Origin of the sequence: Amazonocrinis nigriterrae CENA67 (assembly GCF_016056305.1) — a bacterium.
GTDB lineage: Bacteria > Cyanobacteriota > Cyanobacteriia > Cyanobacteriales > Nostocaceae > Amazonocrinis > Amazonocrinis nigriterrae.
In genome coordinates this window covers 7,583-31,750 of record NZ_JAECZC010000046.1, presented here as the reverse complement: position 1 = coordinate 31,750, position 24,168 = coordinate 7,583, and the positions used below count along the sequence as shown (strand labels likewise).

Below are 24,168 nucleotides of genomic sequence, written 5' to 3'. Positions count from 1 at the left end.
CAATTGACTAATGACAATTGACTGATGACTATATAATTAATGAGTATTAAATTTGGCTTAATTGGTGGTGGGGTAATGGGAGAAGCGTTGTTATCCCGCCTGCTTACCCACGGAATTTATCAACCTTCGGAAGTCATAGTCAGCGAACCCTTACCAGCACGGCAGGGTTTTTTGCAGCGGCAGTATGATGTGACTGTAACCGCAGATAATAGTTTGGTTTTCAGCCAAGCGAGTGAAGTGGTATTTTTAGCTGTGAAACCACAGGTGTTCACCGCGATCGCTCAAGAATTAGCGGCTATTATTATCGACACAGAACACTCACCCTTAGTAATTTCTATTTTAGCGGGAGTGCCCCTAAGTCAGCTAGAAGCAGCTTTCCCGCAATTGCCAATCATTAGAGCCATGCCCAATACCCCAGCAACCGTAGGGGCAGGAATGACCGCCATGTGTTTAGGTGCATACACCAACAGCAAGCACCAGCAAACAGCACAGCAAATTTTTTCGGCGGTGGGCGAAGTTGTAGAAGTTTCCGAAACCTTGATGGATGCAGTGACAGGACTATCTGGTAGTGGCCCCGCTTACGTCGCCTTGATGGTGGAAGCGCTCGCTGACGGAGGAGTAGCAGCAGGTTTACCCAGAGCAATTGCCAACCAACTAGCCCTGCAAACCGTACTGGGAACAGCCAAACTGTTAGAAGAATCCAAAATCCATCCAGCAGAACTAAAAGACCGTGTTACCAGTCCCGGCGGCACAACAATTGCCGGCATTGCCCAGTTAGAACGAGCAGGATTTCGTTCAGCTTTAATAGAAGCAGTCAAAGCTGCTGCACAACGATCTCAAGAACTGGGAAAATAAAATCAAGAGTTAGAAGTTAGGAGTGAGGAGTTAGGAGTTAAAATTCATAACTTTTAACTCCTAACTCCTCACTCTTAACCTAACGAAGTTGACAAAAGACTCGTTAATATAGTAAACAGTCTGGTTGCAAATGTGATTGAGTGAATTATCCCGCGCCGTCTCCAGAACTTGACTTAGGGTTGATATTTCCCTTTGAACTGGATCAATTCCAAAAAGATGCGATCGCGTCCCTGAACGCTGGACGCTCTGTTGTTGTATGCGCCCCCACTGGTTCGGGCAAAACATTAGTAGGCGAATACGCCATTTATCGCGCTTTGTCGCGAGGTAAACGTGTATTTTACACCACTCCCTTGAAGGCGCTGTCGAATCAAAAATTACGCGACTTTCGAGAGAAATTCGGCTTTGAGCAAGTGGGACTGTTAACTGGAGATGCCTCCATTAACAGAGATGCACCAATTTTGGTGATGACCACGGAAATTTTTCGGAATATGCTCTATGGCACACCCATTGGGCAAGTTGGTATCTCTCTTGTAGACGTGGAAGCGGTGGTACTGGATGAGTGCCACTACATGAACGATCGCCAACGAGGTACAGTTTGGGAAGAATCAATTATCTATTGTCCCCGTGAAGTTCAACTGGTAGCTCTTTCGGCAACTGTTGCTAATAGCGACCAACTTACCGATTGGTTAAACCGCGTTCACGGCCCGACTGATTTAATTTATTCTGATTTTCGCCCAGTCCCCTTAGAATTTCACTTTTGTAATCCTAAAGGGCTGTTTCCCCTGCTCAATGATGAGAAAACCAAAATTAACCCCCGCCTTACTAACAGGGGAAAAAGGAGACAAGGAGACAGAGGCAAAGCTGGTAGACCAGAAGCTCCTAGTTTAAGTTATACTCTCAGCCACCTCCAGCAACGGGATATGCTACCGGCAATTTACTTTATCTTCAGCCGCCGGGGATGTGATAAAGCAGTAGAGGAAGTAGGGGATTTATGGCTGGTAGATAATGATGAGTCTCAGATTTTACGGCGACAAATTGATGAATTTTTAAGCCGCAATCCTGAAGCTGGGCGTTCTGGACAAATTGCCCCCCTCTACCGGGGAATTGCTGCCCACCATGCCGGCATTTTACCAGCGTGGAAAGTTCTAGTAGAAGAATTGTTTCAACAGGGACTAATTAAAGTAGTATTCGCCACGGAAACTTTAGCCGCAGGCATTAACATGCCGGCGCGGACAACGGTAATTTCCACCCTTTCCAAACGTACCGACACCGGACACCGCTTGTTGAACGCTTCCGAATTTCTGCAAATGGCAGGACGCGCAGGTCGTCGGGGGATGGATAAACAAGGTCATGTGGTGACACTACAAACTCCCTTTGAAGGAGCCAAAGAAGCAGCGTATTTGGCTACATCAAAACCAGACCCGTTAGTTAGTCAATTTACGCCTAGCTACGGCATGGTTTTGAACTTACTGCAAACTCATACCTTGGAGCAAGCCAAAGAACTGATCGAACGCAGTTTTGGGCAGTACATGGCAACGTTGCATTTACGTCCAGATTACGATGAGATTGCCGAAATTCAAGCACAATTAGCTCAACTCCAAGAGCAAATTGCCGCAGTTGATGAAAATGAACTGGCGATTTATGAGAAATTGCGGCAACGCTTGAAAGTAGAACGCCAATTGTTGAAAACCCTGCAAGAGCAAGCGCAGGAAGACAAACAAGAACAATTGGCCATGATGTTGAGCTTTGCTGTTTCGGGAACGCTGCTGAGTCTCAAAGGTAAAAATATTACAGTTTCTTCACCTGTAACAGCAGTGTTGGTAGGAAAATCACCAGGTTCCGGTCAAGCACCTTACTTGGTATGCTTAGGCAATGATAATCGCTGGTATGTGGCAACTACTTCAGATGTCGTTGAGTTATACGCCGAATTACCGCGCGTAGAAGTGCCACCGGATATCTTACCACCACCAGAGATGCCCTTAAAACCAGGGCAATCACGCCGTGGCAATGAACAAACATTTGCGATCGCTCAATGCATTCCTGATACACAAGAATCTGCGTACATGTCACCGGAAGTTGCAGAACAACTCAGTCGTGTAACCGCCATACAAGAGCAATTAGAAAATCATCCCTTACATCAATCAGGCAATGCTGCAACCTTTTTCAAGCGCAGGGCGCGTTATGTAGAACTAGAAGCCGAACTGGAACAATTACAAACTCAAGTAGAGCAACAGTCACAACGGCATTGGGAAGAATTTCTCAATCTAATCACGATTTTGCAACATTTTGGCTGTTTGGATAACTTAGTACCAACACACTTAGGACAAATTGCCGCAGCAATTCGCGGAGAAAATGAATTGTGGCTCGGTTTAGCACTTGCTAGTGGAGAATTAGACCAGTTAGATCCGCACCATCTTGCAGCAGTCATCGCCGCTTTAGTCACAGAAACACCACGTCCTGACACCAAGGTTAACTTTGAGCTTTCCTCGGAAGTAGATCAAGCTTGGTCTAGATTACAACCAATTCGTCGTTCAGTATTAAAGGTACAGTACAGACATGGTGTAGCACTGCCTGTAGGCTTGGAAAATCGATATATCAATTTAATAGCCCTTGTGGAACAGTGGGCATTAGGAATGGAGTGGCCAGAATTGTGCGATAGCACTACCTTAGATGAAGGTGATGTAGTGAGAATTCTACGCCGGAGTTTGGATTTATTATCACAGATACCTCATGTTCCCAATATACCAAATTCTTTGCAGCGCAATGCCTATCGAGCGATGCAATTAATTGATCGATTTCCAGTTAATGAAGTCGTTGAATAAATTCACTGGGGGCAGATTTTATCTATACAGGTATTTGCCCCTTGATGCAAAAATTGGGCTAAAACAATATGCTCTAAAACAGTCAATTGTAAATGCTAGCGAATCTTAGTAAGTTAAGCTGCCATTACCAGTTAGCTGACGTAAGGAATTGATGCAATATGGACAGTCACATCCAAATAACCTAATTGCAGCTTCGCTTTCCTCATCAGTAAAATTCAGTGCTACAACAGTGCTGTCTGATGGCTGATTGGTAATCACCATTGATTTAGGTGCAGGAGCAGCTTTAGGATTTCTTTCTGAATCACGGATACAAATAAAGTTATTGTTACCGTGGGGATTAGTGATACAGGTACGACCATCATCTGTGTGTATTAATCGCTGAGTAGTAGTAACACTAGCATGGGCTGGATTTACTACTGCTAGCGTAGACATCATAGAGGTAAAAATCGCAGAACTGGAAAGCAAATTCAGAATGAGTTTTTTGTTCATTGGTTTTCTAACCAAACATATCTGATTGCTAAGGCTAACCGATTAATTGTTACAGGTCAAGTGATTTTTTGAGATAAATATCAAGGTTTATGAGTGTTTTTGTAAAAAATACGTTTTTTTTGTCAAAAAAACACAACTACAACTAGCTTAGGCTTTCAGCCAAGAATTAACTTTCTCAGTTAATGTAAAACTTGCTGCAATATCTGAATTACCGTATCTACCTAAAGAGATATTTAATTAAATAATATTAGCAAGCGACAAATCAGAAATGGGTAATTGAGAAATTGTATAAGTAAAGGCTAAAGAGTTGTTGATCTGATATCTTGCACCTACCCCATATTCCGCCTGGGAATAAATTCTTAGGCTAATAGTATAAGTCAGTTGAAACGGACTCAAACACTTTGCTAGCCAGATTTATCTGACTTTAGCTAAAAGCCTATGAAATTTATTTCTTAGCGGAATGAAAAGCTGGTGCAAGAGATGAGTTATATAATTCTGCTCACTTAATATACATTTTATGAAACCATCAATCAAAAGCATTACTACAGCTACGTTAGCTTTATTACTAAGCTACTCAGCCACGCCAGCAGTAGCACTAACCCAAAAAATTCATTACCCATTGACTCTAGCCAAATCACAACCGTTGACAGACACTTTAATTGTTCCTGGTGAACGAGTTGGACCAGTGACGCGCAACACCACCAGACAAGATTTAGTAAAGTTATTTGGTGCGTCTCGCCTAGTTGATAAAACTATTTCAGGTGCTGAAGGAATAGGTAGTTTTGCTGCTACCCAAATCAATTTGAACCAAGGGCGAGCGCTTTTGGTAGTCTGGACTGATAAGACTCGTACTAAACCTTCAGATGTGCGTAACCTGGGTTCTGCTTGGAAAACCCGTGAAGGTATTGGTGTGGGTACTTCATTAAGCGAGTTACGCCAGAAATTAGGCAACTTTAAACTTTTTGGGTTGGGTTGGGACTATGGCGGAACTATTTTATTGGACAGTAGCAGATTATCCCGCTACCAAGGCAAACTCATTTTGCGAGTTAACGCTGCTGCCAATGCTGCCGAAAAATATCCTAATGATTATACAGCAGTGTCAGGCGATCGCACTTTTTACGCCAGCAATCCCCACTGGCAACCTTTGGGAATCAAGCTAGCAGAAATTATCGTTGTTCTCAATCCCAGTCAGTAAAAAGTAGTGAACGCGCAAGTTCTAAATTAACTTGCGTGATCCCAATCACTAAGTAATTCATACTCTTGTTTGATTTTTTTGTGTTTGCGGAGTGGTACTTTGGGAGTACCAATATCCATAGCAGGAAAAGACTGTTTCTTCTTAGCTGATTTTTTGTCTTGTGTAATTGTACTGGTCTGTGTCATTGTCATTGATGAAGTATCCTTTAAAAACTCAGCACTACTTTAAATCATCAATTTCAAAACGGCAAATTTCTGAAGAAATAGATTTGGGCGTCGTCAGGATAACTCTCAAGTGCTGAATGATACTAAAATGGCAAGAATATTAGTTTTTCACAAAAAGTAACAGCACAATATGGTTCAGTTAAGGCTCACAGTACAGACCTAATAATCTAGCGATTATGAGAACAATAGTCTTGGTATTTGGATGTTATTGGATGGGCACATTTCTAAACTCTAAATTAGATGCTGAAGCATAGCCTTCATTAACCCTTACGTTTAATAAAAAAGCTTGCGAAACTGAATCTTCTACTCCTATAAAGTCGATAATAACGTTAGAACGAGCATTCTTTACCATATCCAAAGGCAAGTTATTATTAACCCCGTATGTTAATTTTCCACTATAAGCTTTGTTGACGTAGTATGGATTATTTAGACCGTCAACTATCCTTGTAAGATTATTTAAAGATATGTGAAATTGAACGTCTTTGGTGCTTATAAGTGAAAAATGACAGCTTACAATATTACTTTTTTTTCTTGTACAAGAGTCTAATGTAAATGATACATCATACCATACTTCGGTAAGAGGTAATACAGCAGGGACAGGTGTTGTAGCTGTATCAGCTGTAGGTGTTGGTGTATTAGCTATAGGTATTGGTGTACTAGCTGTAGGTGTTGGTGTACTAGCTGTAGGTGTTGGTGTAGGATTAATGTCTTTAACTGATGGTGTACCAGTTTGACTCAACCGCATTTCTCTGATAGTAACTTGCTGTGTATTGACATTAATAGTGGTGTTTTGTATGGGATAATCTTTAGCTTTTACACGAACTAGAACAAATCCATCATTTTTAATTTGAGCCACGACAAAACCAGAACTATCAGTGTATCTTGGTTCAGGATTATCAGTACCTATAAATTCAACTTTAGCATTTTCTATAGCCTCTCCTGATTCATTTGATACGAGTAGCTTGATATTAGGTGACATAGAATCATCTGCACATTGAGGAGATTTAATGCCTACCACATGTGTAACAGCGCATCTAAAATCTTTGCTAATCAAAAAAGTAAATACACTTGCCAGGGCTGCTAATGCACCAGGAACGCCTAAAATTAAAGTCCAGTTAATTCGATTAGCTTTAGTCATATATATAAATTCAATAGTGATAATAGAGTAATTTTTATTTTTATAGGCTTTTTATTTGATTTTTGAAAAATTTCACTACACTTCTACCTGCTTTCTTTTCTGTTCGCTGTCACCTGCTATCTATTCCTTACATATACATGTGTGTTCATTAATCCAATCGGATTTCTATAGTTCAATGTTCATGAATTTACAAAAACTATCAACATATTGAATGGTAAAACTTGATAATAAAATATTTTATACTTAAAAAGTAATTTTACGTAAGTATTTTTTGATTTTAAAACCTTATAAAGTTTTGACGATAAATGCAAGTATTTTCACAGTGCTTTACTAAATCTTCATAGTCCAATACGGTTCAGTTAAGGCTGAAAGTTGTATAAATGGGACTTAGACAAAAAGTAGCCAGAAAAAACCCCAAATGTATATACAGAAAGACTTTGACATTAATTTGCCTAGTTTCTTGATATACATAAGTTTCAAGCATTTTTGAGCAAGGGGTGTATTTTCCTTGCCTTATATGGGTTTGAGGCTTATTTGTACCTCAAAAACATTTAAGTCCCGTTAAACACTTTTGCCAAGAATGGAAATTAAGCGTAGTGCATTTCAAGGATTTCTCTTTGGAGTCTCCAGATATACAAAGTAGTGATGTACTGAAAGCAATGGAGACAGCGATTCTACCTTTTGCCATCGAACAGACGATGCCTTCGGCAAGCTGCCAAGAGTGTCTACATTGATACCAAAATCTCAGCCATCAATTCTTCAAGAGTGGTAAAAAACCGTTGCTGCATTTAGCTGCTTGACTTTGCCTAGTGGCGGAGAATCAGGTAGTTGTGGAGGCTCAGCTTTAAACCATTTTTGATAAATTTGCTTGTAAGTGCCATTGCTTAATACAGTAGCAATGGCATTATTAATTGCATCCATGTGCGGAGAACTTTTGGATGTAGCAATTCCGTAGTATTCTTCAGTAAGCAGATCCGCAACTACTTTAATACCTTTAAGCTGGCCGTTGTTGATTGCATACAAAGTAGCGAAAGCATCACCAATGACAGCATCAACATTACCATTGAGCAAATCTTGGAAAAATTCCGGCCCAGAATTAAACGTACTAATTTTGGCATTGGGGATAGTTTTAGCAAAATCTGCCCCTGTTGAACCAATTTGTACAGCAATTTTTCTGCCTTTGAGACTGTTAAGATTTTGAATATCTTGGTTGTTTTCTCGAACAGCGATCGCTAGTCCGGCTTTAAAATAAGGTCGTGAAAAAGAAATTGTTTTCAGGCGTTCGGGAGTAATGGTGATTCCACTAATTGCAGCATCAACTTTGCCAGCTTGCAAAGTGGAAATCATGCCGTCAAAGGGTAGCTTCTCAAACTGTACTGTAAAACCTGCACTTGCTGCGATCGCATTCATCAAATCAATATCAAAGCCTTCTAGCTTACCATCAGCTTTCTGAATCTCAAAAGGAACAAAAGTAGGGTCTGTCGCTACTTTGAGAAGTTTAGCACCTGGGTTGGTAGATGGACGAGAACTTTGACAAGCAATAATCAGTAGTAAACAGCCTAAACAAAGAATTATTTGCTGCCACTTGAATTTTAGCAATTTCACAGACACACCTAATTTTGAGAAAAAATACTTCATTTCAAGAATACTGAAGTAAATTAGGACTGACGCACGAGTCACAGAAAAACGTAAACACGTTCGCCAAGTGTTGCTGTAGGCTAGCAGTCTCCCGTTCACCTGGTTCCTCTGTTGTGGGTGCGATGGAATATCTTTTATTTGGAAGTCCCCAAGCATCCTTGATGCCAGAAATTTCTACTCTTACTCATTCAGAGTTACCAAAATCTTGCTAACAGTGTTGCATATGAGTTGCAATTCAGTAACTCATAAACATAATATATGGTTATCCAATTGGATTCCTGACTTTACTTGTGTGGGGGGTAAAAACTAAGAGCGGAGTGTCTCACCACACTGCTTCACCTCCTGCCTGATTCCAACAATAAATTTTCCTGCCCATCTACTTAATTTTACTTTGCTATTAGCTTTTTGAAATAGCAAGTAGAGTACCATATAAATCTCTTGTTTTTTTCTTTTTCTGTAGAGGGTAGACACATTATATATGTCTACATATTTTAATTTTAAAAATATGTCTGACCTGAAAGCTACTTTTTCATTTCATCAAATTGAGTGAAGTTTATGCCAACCTTAATCCCTGAAACTGTACTTCCTAATGGAAATAAAGTATTTTACTTACATGAAGCAGAAGTACCAATACTTCACGAACAAATCCAGGAATACTTTAAGCATGGAATAGTGGTACACGAAGGTGACACCGTATTTGATGTAGGAGCTAACATTGGTTTATTTACACTCAAGGTAAATGAATTGTGCAATAAAAATGTTAATGTCTATGCTTTTGAGCCTATTCCTGACACTTTTGAAGTGTTACAACGTAATGTTCAACGGTGGAATCCAGAACGTCTGAAGGTTTTTCCTTGCGGACTTTCAGATAAATCTCAGACCGTGACGTTTTCTTACTATCCTAATTCTCCAGCTTTGTCTAATGCATATCCAGATGATTCTAAAGAATTAACAGATCAATTAAAGGCTACTATACTTCGCAATCTAGAATCCGCGCCACCATTTGTTCGTCGGCTTCGTTTATTGCCTCCGTTTCTTCGTTCTTTTGTTTTTGATAAACTAGGCAAAAGAAGTTTTAAAACAAAGCAAGTCATTTGCCAGATGAAAACAGTATCAGATATTATACATGAGTATAATATTAAGCGAATTGATTTGCTGAAAGTAGACGTAGAAAAAAGCGAATTAAATGTTCTGTTAGGGATTGAGAAACAGCATTGGTCTAAGATTAAGCAATTGTGTATTGAAATCCATAATTTGGAAAATCGAGTCGAAAAAATTATAGCTTTACTCAAAGTTCATGGTTTGAGCAAGATTACAGTGGAACAAGAACCCCTTTTTAAGGGTTCCAATATTTTCAGTCTATATGCCTTGCAACAGAATAATTGAGTAAAAAGCCAATATTGTTAGCGAATTTCCAAAATTTCTTAAATGATATCATGTCAGTTCAAATTACCGTCATTGCGACCCTTTGCTCTTTTCATTAGTCCTTTGTCATTTGTATTTTTAAAGGACTAATGACTGATGACAAAAGACGAACTCTATCAGTAATCATCCAATTTACATATGTTTTAGCTTATCAGACCTGGATCATGCAACCTAAAACACATTGAATTTGCACAATTACTTCATATGGTCGTTTTTTGTCAAAAGTCCTTTGTCCTTTGTAAATACTTTTGACTCTTGACAAATGACTAATGACGGTCTTTACAAGTGATGATGCAACTTAGATGCACATCAGGTTATTCAAGTCAGGGAGATTTTCTACACTCAGCTTTTGACTGAGTGTAGAAAGTAGAAATAAAACTGTCATTGACAATCATACACTGTCTAATATTTGATCGTATCAGGAGTACCAAACAATGCTTTTAACGAATCTCAAGTCATTAGTTACATCTGACTCAAGTGATTTTGTGAAAGAAAAACTGTTATTACGGGAAAGTCAAAATAGAACTTTAAAAGCAGATGTAGAAAAGATTTTATCTTACCAAGCATGGATTAAAGCCAAAACTCAAGATACTTTTGATAGTACGAGAATATTAGGAATAGTAGCGGCTGGAAAAGGAGCCGAAAATTATTTGCCATATACTATTCCCAAAATTATTAAACAAATCTCGGAAACAGGAATGCTGGGCGACATCATAATTGGTTTGAATAATGGCTTTGAATGCCCAACCGTTATTGATAGGTTTACTGCACTTTCAAATGTCGAAGTTATTCATTTATATACTGAAAATAAGTCAGCAAACAATGTCCCTGCTCAAATATTTGATAATTTCCTGTGTGAAAATCAACCGTATTGTTTAAGTAATATGGGCTATTCCCATAAGCAGCATAGAATATTTATTGTCCATCAAAAAAAAGGAGCTTATGCAGCAGGTAAAATTCGAGTTTTAGGTGATATTTATGGTTCATTATTACTGAGTAGTATAAATAATGGATGGATACCGCCTGAGATAATGTTTACTTTTGATGCCGAGTCTCAATTTTTAGTTGAGCGAAATTATCCATTTGTCGAACCAGATTCTAATGGCTTAAAGTTGATAATCAACGAGCTTGATAAAAATAGCAAAATAGATATTCTTAGTACAAGAAATAGATTTGCTGTTTATCAAAAAGCTTTGGTAGATGGAATTGAAGCTCTTCTACCTAACTTTAGTCAAGAAATTCCTCCTATCCAATTGTTTATAGACCTTTGTCATGGTAGGTACAGTGGTTATCAGTGGATGCAAGGAGGGGGCACATTTGGCAAGACAGATGCACTCGTCAGTTTGTTAGTTGTTATTTCTCAAACTTATCCAGGAAGCAAAATTGAAGATACTCAACTCAGCATACTAGCTAAGTATGCAGGCTTTGTATGCGAAGTATTCTTAGATGTTGTTTCTACAAATAGAACTCCCGATATGATGGATATAACAATGGATGAGCAACCTAAAAAAGGTTGGATTGAACAAATGGCTAGATGGATTGCTGGTGTTTACGCATTGGAGTTATGTTATGGCAAACATAACATTCAAACAATGGTATCTAGAAAAATCCCTTTATCTATTTGGATAAAACCAATTAAGTTCTTGCAGATGTTGAAAGGAAAAGACGAAATAAGGCTTGATACAGTACTTCAGAAAGTGAAAATATTAGCGATCGCCTTTGTAGTTTTTCAAAATCTCAAGAAGAGAAGTATAGACCAACCTGACATACTACAAGGAAATGAAGCGAAAGCTCATTGGTAAAAGTTATACGGCAATAACTGCAATTCTCAAAGGCTTGTGAATCAGAGTTACGATCGCAACACAGTAAGAACCGCTATAATACATTTTCCTGGATAATTAGCGTAATTGCCTGTTGACAATCGCAGTCGTATTTTAAACATCACCGATGCCTGCCTACCGAATTGCTGATTTGTTCGCCCAACGAGCAAAAAATATAGCACCGCCAACCTATGGTACTGAGTTAACCAAGATTATCACCGTTAGCTTTGCCTACGGTCTAGCTGATCCGACTCTGTTTCCTCACGCAGACTTAGCTGCTGCTACTGCTGCTGTACTTGCAGAACAAGCGCCTACTGTTCTCAACTACGGCCCACCAGCAACACTCCTCTATGAGCAGATTATCTCACGTTTGCAAGCTCAAGGAATTGCAGGCGATCGCAATTCTGTTCTCATTGGCTACGGTTCTGGACAAATCTTAGGCTTACTCCCCGATGTTTTTGTTGAACCTGGTGATGTGGTAATCGTTGAAGGGCCTACTTTTCTAGGTGTTGTTACCAGATTTGCCCAAGCTGGTGCAAAATTAATTACCATTCCTGTAGATGATTTGGGAATGGATGTAGATGCCCTAGAAGTCACTTTACGCAATTTGAAACAACAAGGCATCAGACCTCGATTTATTTATACTATCCCCACCTTTCACAATCCCACAGGCGTAACCATGCCGTTGTTTCGCCGCAAAAAGCTGGTAGCATTAGCCGCTGAGTATGGTGTTTTGGTAGTAGAAGACGATGCTTATAGTGATTTACGCTTCCGTGGTGAAGTTGTGCCTTCTTTAGCATCTCTCGACCATGAAGGATGGGTACTATACGTCAGTACCTTCTCAAAAATTATCGCTCCTGGTGTGCGGTTGGGTTGGGCTTGTGGCGACCCGACAATTATTGAACGGTTGGCAATGTTCAAAAGTGAAGGCCCTGTAGGGCCTTTTGTCAGTCACGTGGTTGCCCGCTACTGTGCTACAGGTAAATTAGATGGGCACATCCAGAAATTAATCGCCAACTATCAACATAAATGTGATTTGTTATTAGATGCGATCGCTCGTGAGTTTCCCAGTGATGTAGTTGCTTTGCGTCCCGACGGCGGCTTTTTTGTCTGGTGTAAATTGCCACCAGATATCAGCGCCAAAACTCTGCTAACTGCTGCTAGTGAACACGGCGTTACCTTCCTACCAGGAACTCGCTGCTATGCTAACGGTCAAGGAGACGACGCCATCAGACTATCTTTTAGCTTTCAGCCACCAGAAAAAATTGTAGAAGGAATTACCACATTAGGTTCAGTGCTGCACCAACTGCGGCAGTGAATTTTTAGGGAGCTTTCAAAGCAGGGGAGCAGGGGAGCAGGGGAACTCGGGGCCCCCACGACCGAAAGGGAGTGGGGATTAGGGGCACAGGGGAGCAGAGGAGAAATACCCAATTACCAATTTCCAATTACCAATGCCCCATGCCCCATGCCCAATTTTTATGTATAAAGCGTAAAATTCGGCATCTGTCCATTCAATACCCAATTACCAACTTCATACACTTTGTAAGCCACAGGATCATGCAAAGTGTGTGTGCGAACATTCCGCCAGTAGCGGTCAAAACGGTACTTATTCGCCGCAGAACGTGCGCCTGTCACCTCAAAAATCTTGTTGGTAACATCCAAAGCTACCCTCGTACTTAAAACTTTAGCAGAAGCAACACTCACAGCAAGTTCTCCGCGTTCAGCAACCGTGAGTTCTTCTCCCTTTTCCCAAGCTGCTTGGGCTAACAATGTTACATGGTCAGCATGGCTAATGGTGGCTGCTAAATCAACCCACATATTGCCATATTGCTCAATAATGTAGGGGTCTTGAGCGGCTGTTTCTGCGGGAGATATTATCCAAGGTCGAGTGTGTGTAAGTGTATACTTTTTAGCTTCCGCAAATGCTCCCAGAGCAATTCCTAAATATAAATGGACAAAAACTAATTGACCAAGGGGAGTAAATAAGGTAGCAAATGGTCTGGGAGGATCGTTAGAGTCGGGATTTCCCAGTATTTCCTCTCTACGTATCAAAACGTTGTGGAAGGCGACACTGCCACTTTCAGTTTGACGCTGACCAATATAATTCCAATCATCATTGATTTGCAAACCCTCGCGATCGCTAGGAATAACTGCATAGACCTCATTACCCAAGTCTTCGCGCCTTCCCCCAACTATCACTACATCTGAGCATTTTGTCCCTGTGGCAAAGTTTTTTAACCCATTCAGACGAAAGTTTTCCCCGTCTGGTGTCAAAATTGAATCAGGATCACGTGGATTTGCAGCATCCGACCAAAACCAATTATGGCGCGCACTAGCTGTTGAAAATTCGGCATACTGTTCTGGCGTGCCAAAAAATCGCGGTATAGCAGTATTAAAATAGTGATAGCCCAACAGTTGCCCCACAGAACCATCTGTTTTGGCAATTTCCCGTACTACTTTTAAAGCCTTAGGCCAAGTTTCTCCAATTCCACCATATTCTTTCGGTATTACCAGGTTTAACAGACCACTCTCACGTAACTTTTTCAGTTCTTCGGTGGGGGTTCCTCCCTTGGCATCACGTAAAACTGCTGTTTTGGCAAATTCTTCTGCTAAGGTAGTAGCGATCGCGAGGAAGTCTGTTGATTCTTTAAGAACTGTTACCATCTCAGATGACTCCTTTAGGTAAAGGCTTTGGCTTCAGCAACAGGTATGGAAGCTTCTACAGCACAGGATTTCGTGTCATCTACAAGCCGTTTGTCAATGAACTCATCTACATGCTGTATAAATGCTTCAGCAGCATGTAGTTTAATCTCCATTTTGCCGACTGAGTAAAGAATTAACGCTTCTTCATAACCGCATGTGAGATTATACGGATTTAAGTTTTGATTGAGGCGGGAATAGGGAGCAGGGGAGATGGGGAGCAGGGGAACTTGGGGCCCCCACGACCGAAAGGAGGAGCCACTGCGGTCTTGGGGTCTCCCCAAGTGGAGCATGTGGCGTTGGGAATTAGGGGCACAGGGGAGCAGGAGAGAAATAATAAATGATAACTAACAACTGACAACTAACAACTGACAACTCCTACCTTTTTTACCCCAATGAGATGCGAGAGGAACGCAGATGAACCCTCAGCAGCCTCAGCCAGCGTAACCAAATTTGTGCTGGTTGCTCAAAGAACGTGAAAATATCGCCGAAACCAAGGTTAGTTTTGTGATGATGTAACCAGTGTCTTTCAGGAGTGGTGATGAATAAAACTTGACACAGAGCATTCACAAGCTTTGGAGTTTGCCAACCCAAGACACTTATATGTCTCCACCACACATGAAATTGGCCAAGCAGTAGTCCACAAATAACGCCAATGGGAGAAAAAGACCACAAAACTACTGCCATTATTAAATAAGGCAAAGCTCCCAAGATACCGTCTAAGAGAACCTGGGGATTAAATGTCAAAATGGCGTAGTGGCGGAAATCCTTCTTCCAAGAATGGTGCGTTTTTAGGTGGAGGCTACCAAAAACATGCTCAGGTACGTGGTAACAAAAAGTAGACAAGAAATCTCCAAAAAAGAGTAATAGCCAAGCAACAGCGATAGCCTCAAGCATTTACAATCCTCACGTTCAGTAAGAAAACTCCACAGAAAAAAGCAAATATGATGCTGTTAGACGTAGATGCCTAGTTTTTCTACTCTGCCAGCAGCGGCTGTGCGTCTCGTAGGTCTACGCTTCAGCTAGTCCGGCTCAGAATAATTTAGGAAGTTGTAGTTTCATGAATCTACGATCCTTAATGCAGGGAATAGCAACTTTTGAGTGCCTCTAATCTGGTTTGTAGCTTTAGGTTGATAGACTCTATACATCTAAAACTCGATAGATTTACAGTATTTTACCATATTCACTTCACAATCTTCTTACTTAAGGCAGATAACGTAAGCAAAGGTTGAGTTAAAGTTAGTACAAATTTAGGTTAAGGTTTTATGTAATGTTGCTCAGTCTTAACTGATGACAATTCAGCCTCAATTACAACCCAACTTATAATGCTCAGGCCAGGCTGTTAGCACTGCATTAGAAGTCAAAACTGAAAAAGAGCCAGTCGTATAGGTAGGTTTCTGGACTGGAACGAACTAGCGCTTGAAAGACTTATATTATAGGATTTTCACCATTTTTTATATAGCTTTATTTCCACTATGACATCCTAAATTGATGTGCTATGAGCTTGAGAAATTTGATGTGTTATTGGATTTGCTATAGCTCAATTATTCAGTTAGTCGGCATTCCTTTCACTGCTAACCTTTATATAGCGGCCGACATTTTAGGTAACTCTAGAATTTTGTAGCCTTTTAGTCGATACGAGCAGAAACAGAGTGCAGATTTCTCTGTGCAATTCTTATTTGTATATGTGAGCAGATTAGCAAAAGTCACCACAGGAGATACTTTATTTTGTTCTCGCTGCTAATTCTTTAGAATCTTAGGTTTTGAAGAATGCAAAACTTTCTATAATAATATAAGGTTAGTCAAAAAAATATAACTTTAAATATTTAATTTTTGTTAAAATAAGAAAAAACATAAAATCTATAAATGTCACACATATGCTATATCTTAGTCACAACAATGTCATAAAGACACGTTAATTTATGAATAATTTCTAAGACTTAATTTTCTAAGTCGAAAAAATCAGACTTATTTTTGAGGTCATAGCTACAGGCTGTAGTAATGGTAATTTTGGTATTTGTCGTTTAAACACAAATACTCTGAGATTACCTTTATATAGAGAATATGTGGTATGAGTAGCAATACAAAAGTATTGAACGCTAATGTATAGAATGCAGATATAAAAATCTTCTAGCTTTGCTTATCTTTGCCTAATCTGTTTTAATTAGGTAAATCCAAACAGCCTTTTAACAATAAAATCAGGACTGTAGGTTTTTTCACAAATATCAATCAAGTTCTGTTTGAGGCAGAGTTGGTATTGGCGTGAATTTCTATGTAACTGCTACTCAAACTTCAATTCTTATTAAGACAATAGCCATTATAGTATGACTATTCAAATCCAAACCTTTAACTTATTGCAAGAAGATGATGAACATGAATTGGAAAGTACTTGCTTTGATCCCTGCATTAACTCTGGTTACTGTTTTACCTGCTTACTCTAAAACTCCTAATAAAACTCAGAACACTGCTAGTGCTGTCAAAGTTTCTCAAGCTAGCCAGCCAGGCGAAAGCATGAAAAAGCCTAATGTCATAAAAAGCGCTCATGTTACGAAAAAAACTAGAGCCATAGCAAACCATAGTACTGTCTTAAGAATTGGCAGTAAGGGAGAGTCAGTCAAAGTGGCTCAAAATTCTTTAAAGCAGCAAGGATTTTACACGGGAACTGTGAATGGTGTTTTTGATAATCAGACACGAGAAGCAGTAATCAAATTCCAACAGTCTAAAAAGCTAAGAGCAGATGGAATTATTGGACGCCAAACTTTGGCAGCTTTGAAGTAAAATACTTTCCGTTTTCCTGACTTATTTAAGCCCTTCTCCGAAGCAAAGAAGGGTGGGAGAGAGGTAAATCAACGTGAGTTTGACAAGCCCTGTTTTGACCTCTCCCCCGACCCCTCTCCTACGAGGAGAGGGGAGTTAAACCTTGATTTCTTCGTTTCTCCTCACTCTCCTAAAAGCAGAAGGAAGCCGGGAAGGAGAGGTTCATCGAACTCACGTTAAATCAAATTCACGTTAACCAGAAAAGGAGCTTTTTTCAATTTGCTCCCAACTCAAAACTATTTTCTAGACAGCCGAGTCATTTCAAACAATTGTTGAGCATTGTTTCCTAAAAAAGCATCAAAAAGTTCTTGTTTTCCAGGTTCCATTTCTATCATGTAGCGCTGGGCAATTTCATAGTAAGCGTAAGTCCAAGGAATTTGAATCTCTGTACTATTGCTATCATCTATTACTGTTACCATTTCTGTAACTGCTTGAGTTGCCGTTTGACGCAAACCACAGTTGATATTACCTTCTATTTCAGCTTTCATCGGCACACCCAAATTAGCTAAACCACGGACAGTAGTATCTATATCTGGATACTGTGGAGTATTCTGACGATTAACGTAGCCTGTAAAGTGGTTTACAGCATAACCATGCAGCAGCACCCAAGCACCATATTGAGTAACTTTATTCACCTCTTCTACAACAAAACGCAGAGGAGGTTGCCAAGGGCGAGTAAAGATTTTTTTGATATCGCTAAAATTTAGGTTAGCTAGAAATAGCTCTGGCCTAAACTTAATTAAATTAGCATTTGCTATTGTTTGATGAATAAGTTTTATAGTATTCGGGGGTAATTCATCCACAATTAATTCACTAATAAACAGTTTGGGTAAATCAAATTCCTCTTGCTGTGGATGGCGGTAGTGGCGAGCATAAAGATGAGTCTCAGGAAAAAAATACTCCCCAACTGCTTCATAACCAAAAAATTTGACAACTGGTTCAAGATAATTAATACCTAAATTAATTTCTCCTTGCGGACTATCAGCTGTTAGACGCAAAGACCGAAAAGCAATATGATCATTAACAACAGTTCCACCCGCAGTAGTAATCATTTGCTGATATGTGCAGACATAACTGACTCTAGCACTGTATTCTTGCCAAAGTAAATCCCATAAATAACCGACAGATTCAGAAGACATAAATATCAAACCTTAATCCTTAATTTTTACGCAAAGATACAAAGCAACCTCTTTGCGTCTTTGCGCCTTTGCGTGAGATTTAAACAATTTTGACTACATCAGAGATAATATCTAACGCAGTCTGAACTTGCTCACTGTTAATAACTAAAGGCGGACAAAAACGAATTGCAGCCTTACCGCAACCAAGTAATAATAAACCGCGCGAGAAAGCTTCTTGGATAATACGATCGCGCAATTTATGATCATAATTGCCTTCTGCATCCAATAAATCCACCGCCACCATCAAACCCTTACCTCTTGGTAGGGATATACAGGGAAATTTCTCATGCAACTCGGTAAGACCAGCTTGTAATAATTCTCCCATGCGGATAGCATTCGCCATCAAACCGCTTTCTAATAGCCGTATAGTGGCAATACCAGCAGCACAAGCTACAGGATTTCCGCCAAATGTGGTAGCGTGGGCACCAGGAGGCCAAGTCATTAACTCAGGGCGGGAGAGAATAGCCCCTAAAGGCAGTCCACTGGCGATACCTTTGGCAGTGGTAATAATATCAGGCTTCACACCCCAATGTTCGATGGCAAACAAGCGACCTGTACGCCCCATGCCGGCTTGCACTTCATCGACTACCATCAGAATGCCATAGCGATCGCATATTTCCCGAATTCTCTGCAAAAAACCGTCTTCAGGGACGATGTAACCGCCTTCTCCTTGAATTGGTTCAACTACGATCGCTGCTACTTCATGGGGTGGTAAGATGGTCGTAAATAAAGTTTTTTCTAAATAATCTAGGCTGGCGTGAGTGCCGTAGGGTATGTGAGTCACCCCAGGAACCAAAGGCCCAAAGTTAGCCCGCTGCACTGCTTTAGAACCAGTGAGAGACATTGCACCATAGGTACGTCCGTGGAATGCTCCTAAAAAGGCCACAATTAGCGATCGCTTGGTGTAGTATCGAGCTAGTTTGATGGCTCCTTCGTTAGACTCAGCCCCGGAGTTGGTGAAAAATACCCTGGCGGGGAATTCAGTTTTACCTCTAGGAAAAGGGGCGCGGATAGCTAATTGTTCCGCTAATTCCACCATCGGCTCATAATAAAAATCAGTCCCCGACATGTGCAACAGCCGCGCCGACTGTTCTTGAATAGCCCTGACAACTTCCGGGTGGGCGTGTCCGGTGGCGGTGACAGCAATACCCGCTGTCATATCAAGAAATACATTACCATCCACATCTTCCACCATACAACCTTCACCGCGAGCCACAACTAGAGGGTAGTCACGGGTGTAAGAAGGAGAAGTGACAGCGCGATCGCGTTCTACAATTGCTTTAGCGCGAGGCCCAGGTAAAGATGTAACCAAGCGAGGCGCACTAGGTAAAGGTAAGTTAATTGGGATACTTAACATGTTTTTTTACATCTTTGTCAAATTATTATTGATGATTAAACTGTCAGATACGAGTGCTTACAGTAACATTTGATTCTATTTATGTAAGATTTATAGATTGACAGAAAAATCACAACTTGTACGGCTAATTTGGGAAAGCTACGCCAATTGTTCATGAATCTTAAGTAAAGATTGAGCAAAAAAGTTGCATAGCTTTGCTATTACTGAGTGTTTAAGTTGTTCAGGGAGAAAGATAATCTTTTTAATTTCAGAATTTGCGATTGATTTTGCTGCTATAGAAGGTACAGGTTTTTGTCATCCTGATTGAGAGATATTTTCAGTGAATTAAACTACACCACTCCTCACTCCCCGTCCTCAATGCAAAACTCAAAAATACACAACTAATTAGGGGTGCAGGAGTATAATGCACTCTTAGGCTGGTTTGCCCCCTATAACTGGACGAGGTACTATGCCCAATTGTATACATGGTTGACCCATTGTCAAGTTAGTATCGTTCAGATATTAAGCACGTGTAATTATTAGCAATCATCAGAAATTTCTTTTTCCACTTATGAGCAAGCAATTTAACCCAAAAATCCGCCTCACACTAGGTATTGCTACCTTATTCACTGTTAGTTTAGCCAGTGGCTGTAACTCTCTATATAATAATAGTCAGACAAAAAATAAACAGCTAGCCCAACAAAATCAAGCTATAGAGAATTTATCCTTTACTCAGCAGGAGAACTCCAACACCCCTCAATCAAACTTTGCCTTAACTTCAACACAATCACCTAGGATAACCACAAGTATTCCCAATTTTTTGACTGCCCAAAAAACATCTGATGACACTATAAATAAGCAAAATACACCGATATCTAATAAATATACAGCATCAGTACCTGTAACTTATCCAGTCATCGATGAATGGCAAAACTATAAATATAGCATTAGTGGTAGTAAGATCTTAACTTCAGGAAAACTACCAACCACTAAGGTTAATTTTAATCAAACAGATTTATTAACTGTTCTTGTCAATACTAGACAATATTTCCAAAACTATTCTTCAGAAGACCCAGATGTTCTACGTAAAGGGCTTCTTGGTACTCAAGGAGTGTCAGTCCAAGACATGCTCAACACCTTGGATTTCATGATTGCTACCTTACAAGAGGATATTGCCAATCATCGAGTGACTCGTTTACAAGACCCTAATTTCATCAACAGTAATTTTCGAGTAATCAAATGGTCTGCTTATAACCCAAGCAATCGCAAGCAAGAGAGATTACGAATTACTAAATATGCTGTATTTACTCATCCAGGTTCTCGCAAAAAAACCGCTAAATTTAACACACCAATCTATAGTTTAAAAGAAAACGCCAATACTGATAAATTTTACACCAGATATACCAAACAAGATGTTTTATCAGGTATTTACGAACCAGGTGGTAAAGAATTTGGTAAAGTCCAAGCCCTTGCTTATTTAACACGCAATGGTTTAGAAGAAGCACTCATGGAGGGAACAATCCTAATTAATTTCACAGATGGTTCTAAAGCATTTTTCAACGTAGATAGAAATAATGGCATGTCTTACGTTCGCGGAGTCAAAGCGACAGCACAAAAGCGTTATTGGTATTTTAGACAAGTTGATGCCATTAAAGGTTATGGATATAAGATAGATGCAAAAATTTCTATTAAGCCAGGAGTAACTTTTGCTGGAGATGTGCTAAATATTGGATTAGGTAAAGTGATTGTGCTTGAAAATACTCAAGGTAGTCGTAAACGCTTGCAAATGGGAGTGATTGCAGATACAGGTGGAGCATTTTTACCCAATCTTCATCAACTCGATTTTTTAGCAGGTATTTTTCAAGATAAAAATGATTTTGGGCAGCATATTAGCCAATTACCTGAATATGCCACAGCCTACATTTTAGTCAAAAAGTGAAAAAGCTAAAAGGTTATTTTTAATAATACTTTGTGCCTTAGTGCCTTTGTGGTTTAAGATTTTTACCACAAAGACACAAAGAGGTTTCATACACTAGTCATCATTCATCAACTCAACCCAATTCTCTACACACGAGTGAGAACTTCCATATTATGACCGTCAATGTCATAGAAATAAAAAGCACGACCGCCGTTTCTATGACTAATCTCACCTTTATTTCGATGCATGGGGTCACTGCTGTATTCTAGACCTGCTTTTTTAACTCGTGCGAAAATTGCATCGAATTCCTCATCACTGACATGAAATGCATAATGATGGGGGTCAACTGTTTTATAATCCGCAAAAGCAAGGGTTAGGGTATCATTGACATTTACAGTAGCGAAGTGTTCGCCATGAGTTCCAGACTTTAAACCAAAGATTTGGGCAAAGAAGCGTGCTGATGCTTCCTTGTTGTATGCAGGCACTATAGTATGATCCAGGGTAATTGTCACGTTACACCTCCTATTGTTATTTAGCTAATAGTCAAATCAACTTCTATGAAAGTCGATAACAAGAATGTTTTTGATTAGCTTTGGTGTAGTTTTCTTCTATAGTACTTATCTTTTCTGTATTGAGATCATAACTAATGACAGTCAACATTCATCAGTTATGAACGGTTGTCAATTTGGGCGCGTTGCAAACTTCCTGAAAAGTCAACGTAAACACTTTTCCATTCAGTAAATACATCTAAGGCAGTAGTCCCAGCTTCACGGTGTCCGTTACCAGTTTGTTTGACACCACCAAAAGGCAAGTGTACCTCAGCACCAATAGTAGGGCCATTAATGTAGGTGATTCCTGCTTCGATATCCCGCATGGCGGTAAAAGCACGGTTGATATCGCGGGTGTAAACTGAGGAGGAAAGACCATAATTGCTGTCGTTGAGGATAGCGATCGCTTCCTCAAAAGAGCTAACCTCAATTAATGCCACCACTGGCCCAAATATCTCCTCACGGGCAACGCGCATATCAGGGGTGACATCATCTAAAATTGTCGGTTGAAAGAAGTTACCTTGTTTCAGTGAACCCTCACTAGCAATTTCCCCACCAATTAACACTTTTGCACCTTCCTCACGGGCAATATGCAAATATTGATTTACCCGTTGGAGTTGTCTTTCGTTAATTATCGGGCCGATATCTGTATCAGGGTCAGTGCCAGCACCGAGGCGTAACTTACTGGTACGCTGATGCAACATAGTAGTAAATTTTTCTTTGATGTCACGATGTAAAATTAAACGGCTAGTTGCTGTACAACGCTGACCAGTAGTACCAAAAGCCCCCCAAACTGCCCCATCTAAAGCTAGTTCCAAGTCAGCATCTTCCATCACCACCTGCGCATTTTTGCCGCCCATCTCCAGACAGACACGCTTGTGAGTGCGTCCGCAAGTTGCGCCCACAAAAGCACCCGTTTCTGAAGAACCGGTAAAAGACACCAAATCAACATCTGGATGTTCAACCAAGGCTTTACCTACCTCTTCACCCACACCATGCACCAAGTTAATTACTCCTGGTGGTAAACCTGCGGCTGCAAAAATCTCAATTAATTTAGTTGCACAAGCTGGCGTATCTTCAGCGGGTTTGAGAATCACAGTATTACCGCAAACCAAAGCCGGCATAGCTTTCCAGCAAGGAATTGCTACCGGGAAATTCCACGGAGTAATTAAAGCACAGACACCTATGGGCATTCGTACTGTCATGGCAAATTTATTGGGCATTTCTGAAGGTGTAGTTTGTCCGAATAGTCGCCGCCCTTCACCAGCACTATAAAAAGCGCAATCAATGCCTTCTTGTACATCTCCCCTAGCCTCTGTCAGGGGTTTACCCATTTCTCGACTGATTAATTGAGCAAGTTCTTCTTTATGCTGGAGTAATAATTCACCAACACGAAATACATATTCTGCTCTAGCTGGTGCAGGAACTTTGCGCCAAGTATGATAGGCTTTGCGGGCTGCGGCTACTGTTTTATCTACATCATCAGCTTGGGAACGAGGGAAAGTAGCAACGATTTCATCTCTCAAAGCAGGGTTGCGGCTTTCTAGGATAGTTCCCGCTGTAGCATTCAACCATTGACCATCGCTGTACTAATGGGGATGAGGTTTTAGAGTTTCTCCGTCAGCAGAAAAGCGATCGCCCAAGCATTGGCGAAGCTCCAAACAGTTCTGCTATAATACCACGCCCCTCAGTGATCCTACTAGACCTCAATTTACCAGGAATTGATGGTCGTGACATTTTAGAGCGGATAAAGCAAGACAGGAGTTTGAAAGAAATTCCCATAGTTGTTTTTACCACATCATCTAACCCTAGAGATATTGAATATTGTTACCAAAAGGGCGCAAATGGCTATCTAGTCAAGCCGATGAATGCTCAGCAACTACAAAAGACGATAAAGGCATTTGTGGAATACTGGCTAGAAGCAAATACGCCGCCATAATGGGGATTGGGAATAGGGAATAGGGAATTGGTAATTGGGAATTGGTAATTGGGAATTGGGAATGGGGCATTAGGGAATGGGGCATTGGGCATTGGGAATAGTTGTTTTGTTCTTTGCTTCCCATCC

Annotated in this window: 20 protein-coding genes; 9 read left to right on the top strand and 11 right to left on the bottom strand. The window is 40.3% G+C overall.

All coding sequences use genetic code 11. The features are described 5' to 3' along the window. Positions 1-39: 39 nt before the first annotated feature. Together proC and I8748_RS20460 are read left to right on the top strand one after the other, a co-directional pair. On the top strand, positions 40-855 hold the full coding sequence (gene proC, locus I8748_RS20465) for a pyrroline-5-carboxylate reductase (protein WP_198126396.1): 816 nt from the start codon (positions 40-42) through the stop codon (positions 853-855). Between the two features lie 140 nt (positions 856-995). Continuing rightward, positions 996-3,677 carry a DEAD/DEAH box helicase gene (locus I8748_RS20460; RefSeq protein WP_198126395.1) on the top strand — a complete coding sequence of 894 codons (2,682 nt, stop codon included), beginning with the start codon at positions 996-998 and terminating at the stop codon, positions 3,675-3,677. A 105-nt stretch (positions 3,678-3,782) separates the two neighbouring features. On the opposite strand, the gene I8748_RS20455 is transcribed toward I8748_RS20460, so the two are convergent. After that, on the bottom strand, positions 3,783-4,166 hold the full coding sequence (locus I8748_RS20455) for a hypothetical protein (protein WP_198126394.1): 384 nt from the start codon (positions 4,164-4,166) through the stop codon (positions 3,783-3,785). A 517-nt stretch (positions 4,167-4,683) separates the two neighbouring features. On the opposite strand from I8748_RS20455, the gene I8748_RS20450 reads away from it, so the two are divergent. After that, the gene (locus I8748_RS20450; RefSeq protein WP_198126393.1) at positions 4,684-5,361 is read left to right on the top strand and encodes a hypothetical protein; all 678 of its coding nucleotides are present in this window, start codon (positions 4,684-4,686) and stop codon (positions 5,359-5,361) included. Positions 5,362-5,387: 26 nt separating this feature from the next. Here I8748_RS20450 and I8748_RS20445 read toward each other — a convergent pair whose 3' ends face one another. From I8748_RS20445 to I8748_RS20435, 3 genes are all read right to left on the bottom strand, one after another. Then, on the bottom strand, positions 5,388-5,552 hold the full coding sequence (locus I8748_RS20445; protein WP_198126392.1) for a hypothetical protein: 165 nt from the start codon (positions 5,550-5,552) through the stop codon (positions 5,388-5,390). A 238-nt stretch (positions 5,553-5,790) separates the two neighbouring features. Then, complete coding sequence (locus I8748_RS20440) at positions 5,791-6,723, bottom strand: hypothetical protein (RefSeq protein ID WP_198126391.1); 933 nt, start codon at positions 6,721-6,723, stop codon at positions 5,791-5,793. A 759-nt stretch (positions 6,724-7,482) separates the two neighbouring features. Continuing rightward, positions 7,483-8,328 carry a basic amino acid ABC transporter substrate-binding protein gene (locus I8748_RS20435; protein WP_198126390.1) on the bottom strand — a complete coding sequence of 282 codons (846 nt, stop codon included), beginning with the start codon at positions 8,326-8,328 and terminating at the stop codon, positions 7,483-7,485. A gap of 588 nt (positions 8,329-8,916) precedes the next feature. On the opposite strand from I8748_RS20435, the gene I8748_RS20430 reads away from it, so the two are divergent. The 3 genes from I8748_RS20430 to I8748_RS20420 all read left to right on the top strand — a co-directional run bounded on the left by I8748_RS20430 (position 8,917) and on the right by I8748_RS20420 (position 12,924). Then, a complete protein-coding gene (locus I8748_RS20430) occupies positions 8,917-9,747 on the top strand; it encodes an FkbM family methyltransferase (RefSeq protein WP_198126389.1) in 831 nt (276 codons plus the stop codon). A gap of 473 nt (positions 9,748-10,220) precedes the next feature. Next, positions 10,221-11,588 (top strand): hypothetical protein, encoded by a 1,368-nt coding sequence (locus I8748_RS20425; RefSeq protein ID WP_198126388.1) that lies wholly within the window; start codon positions 10,221-10,223, stop codon positions 11,586-11,588. Positions 11,589-11,733: 145 nt separating this feature from the next. Then, positions 11,734-12,924 carry an aminotransferase-like domain-containing protein gene (locus I8748_RS20420; protein WP_198126387.1) on the top strand — a complete coding sequence of 397 codons (1,191 nt, stop codon included), beginning with the start codon at positions 11,734-11,736 and terminating at the stop codon, positions 12,922-12,924. 158 nt (positions 12,925-13,082) lie between these two features. Here the strand turns inward: I8748_RS20420 and I8748_RS20415 are convergent, their stop codons facing one another. From I8748_RS20415 to I8748_RS20405, 3 genes are all read right to left on the bottom strand, one after another. Then, positions 13,083-14,270 (bottom strand): acyl-CoA dehydrogenase family protein, encoded by a 1,188-nt coding sequence (locus I8748_RS20415; protein WP_198126386.1) that lies wholly within the window; start codon positions 14,268-14,270, stop codon positions 13,083-13,085. Positions 14,271-14,284: 14 nt separating this feature from the next. Beyond that, positions 14,285-14,422: a hypothetical protein gene (locus I8748_RS20410; protein WP_198126385.1), complete on the bottom strand. Its 138-nt coding sequence runs from the start codon at positions 14,420-14,422 to the stop codon at positions 14,285-14,287. A 271-nt stretch (positions 14,423-14,693) separates the two neighbouring features. After that, positions 14,694-15,203: a fatty acid hydroxylase gene (locus I8748_RS20405; protein WP_198126384.1), complete on the bottom strand. Its 510-nt coding sequence runs from the start codon at positions 15,201-15,203 to the stop codon at positions 14,694-14,696. Positions 15,204-16,679: 1,476 nt separating this feature from the next. Here I8748_RS20405 and I8748_RS20400 point away from each other — a divergent pair. Beyond that, positions 16,680-17,084: a peptidoglycan-binding domain-containing protein gene (locus I8748_RS20400; RefSeq protein ID WP_198126383.1), complete on the top strand. Its 405-nt coding sequence runs from the start codon at positions 16,680-16,682 to the stop codon at positions 17,082-17,084. Between the two features lie 275 nt (positions 17,085-17,359). Here the strand turns inward: I8748_RS20400 and I8748_RS20395 are convergent, their stop codons facing one another. Next, positions 17,360-18,262 carry a DUF1338 domain-containing protein gene (locus tag I8748_RS20395; RefSeq protein WP_198126382.1) on the bottom strand — a complete coding sequence of 301 codons (903 nt, stop codon included), beginning with the start codon at positions 18,260-18,262 and terminating at the stop codon, positions 17,360-17,362. Positions 18,263-18,341: 79 nt separating this feature from the next. Then, positions 18,342-19,658 carry an acetyl ornithine aminotransferase family protein gene (locus tag I8748_RS20390; RefSeq protein WP_198126381.1) on the bottom strand — a complete coding sequence of 439 codons (1,317 nt, stop codon included), beginning with the start codon at positions 19,656-19,658 and terminating at the stop codon, positions 18,342-18,344. A 550-nt stretch (positions 19,659-20,208) separates the two neighbouring features. Here I8748_RS20390 and I8748_RS20385 point away from each other — a divergent pair. Beyond that, positions 20,209-21,576 (top strand): hypothetical protein, encoded by a 1,368-nt coding sequence (locus tag I8748_RS20385; RefSeq protein ID WP_198126380.1) that lies wholly within the window; start codon positions 20,209-20,211, stop codon positions 21,574-21,576. A 125-nt stretch (positions 21,577-21,701) separates the two neighbouring features. On the opposite strand, the gene I8748_RS20380 is transcribed toward I8748_RS20385, so the two are convergent. Beyond that, entirely contained in the window at positions 21,702-22,067 is a 366-nt protein-coding gene (locus I8748_RS20380; protein ID WP_198126379.1) for a VOC family protein, read from the bottom strand. Positions 22,068-22,222: 155 nt separating this feature from the next. After that, the gene (locus I8748_RS20375; RefSeq protein ID WP_198126378.1) at positions 22,223-23,674 is read right to left on the bottom strand and encodes an aldehyde dehydrogenase family protein; all 1,452 of its coding nucleotides are present in this window, start codon (positions 23,672-23,674) and stop codon (positions 22,223-22,225) included. A 2-nt stretch (positions 23,675-23,676) separates the two neighbouring features. Between I8748_RS20375 and I8748_RS20370 the strand changes: the two genes are divergently transcribed. After that, entirely contained in the window at positions 23,677-24,042 is a 366-nt protein-coding gene (locus tag I8748_RS20370) for a response regulator (RefSeq protein WP_198126415.1), read from the top strand. Positions 24,043-24,168: the final 126 nt, after the last annotated feature.

Coding starts and splice junctions, on each gene's coding strand:
- I8748_RS20410 (WP_198126385.1), bottom strand. CDS start 14,422: ATGGAGATTAAACTACATGCTGCTGAAGCATTTATACAGCATGTAGAT.
- I8748_RS20385 (WP_198126380.1), top strand. CDS start 20,209: ATGAGCAAGCAATTTAACCCAAAAATCCGCCTCACACTAGGTATTGCT.
- I8748_RS20440 (WP_198126391.1), bottom strand. CDS start 6,723: ATGACTAAAGCTAATCGAATTAACTGGACTTTAATTTTAGGCGTTCCT.
- I8748_RS20430 (WP_198126389.1), top strand. CDS start 8,917: ATGCCAACCTTAATCCCTGAAACTGTACTTCCTAATGGAAATAAAGTA.
- I8748_RS20395 (WP_198126382.1), bottom strand. CDS start 18,262: ATGTCTTCTGAATCTGTCGGTTATTTATGGGATTTACTTTGGCAAGAA.
- I8748_RS20400 (WP_198126383.1), top strand. CDS start 16,680: ATGAATTGGAAAGTACTTGCTTTGATCCCTGCATTAACTCTGGTTACT.
- I8748_RS20450 (WP_198126393.1), top strand. CDS start 4,684: ATGAAACCATCAATCAAAAGCATTACTACAGCTACGTTAGCTTTATTA.
- I8748_RS20420 (WP_198126387.1), top strand. CDS start 11,734: ATGCCTGCCTACCGAATTGCTGATTTGTTCGCCCAACGAGCAAAAAAT.
- I8748_RS20415 (WP_198126386.1), bottom strand. CDS start 14,270: ATGGTAACAGTTCTTAAAGAATCAACAGACTTCCTCGCGATCGCTACT.
- I8748_RS20390 (WP_198126381.1), bottom strand. CDS start 19,658: ATGTTAAGTATCCCAATTAACTTACCTTTACCTAGTGCGCCTCGCTTG.
- I8748_RS20455 (WP_198126394.1), bottom strand. CDS start 4,166: ATGAACAAAAAACTCATTCTGAATTTGCTTTCCAGTTCTGCGATTTTT.
- I8748_RS20445 (WP_198126392.1), bottom strand. CDS start 5,552: ATGACAATGACACAGACCAGTACAATTACACAAGACAAAAAATCAGCT.
- I8748_RS20425 (WP_198126388.1), top strand. CDS start 10,221: ATGCTTTTAACGAATCTCAAGTCATTAGTTACATCTGACTCAAGTGAT.
- proC (WP_198126396.1), top strand. CDS start 40: ATGAGTATTAAATTTGGCTTAATTGGTGGTGGGGTAATGGGAGAAGCG.
- I8748_RS20405 (WP_198126384.1), bottom strand. CDS start 15,203: ATGCTTGAGGCTATCGCTGTTGCTTGGCTATTACTCTTTTTTGGAGAT.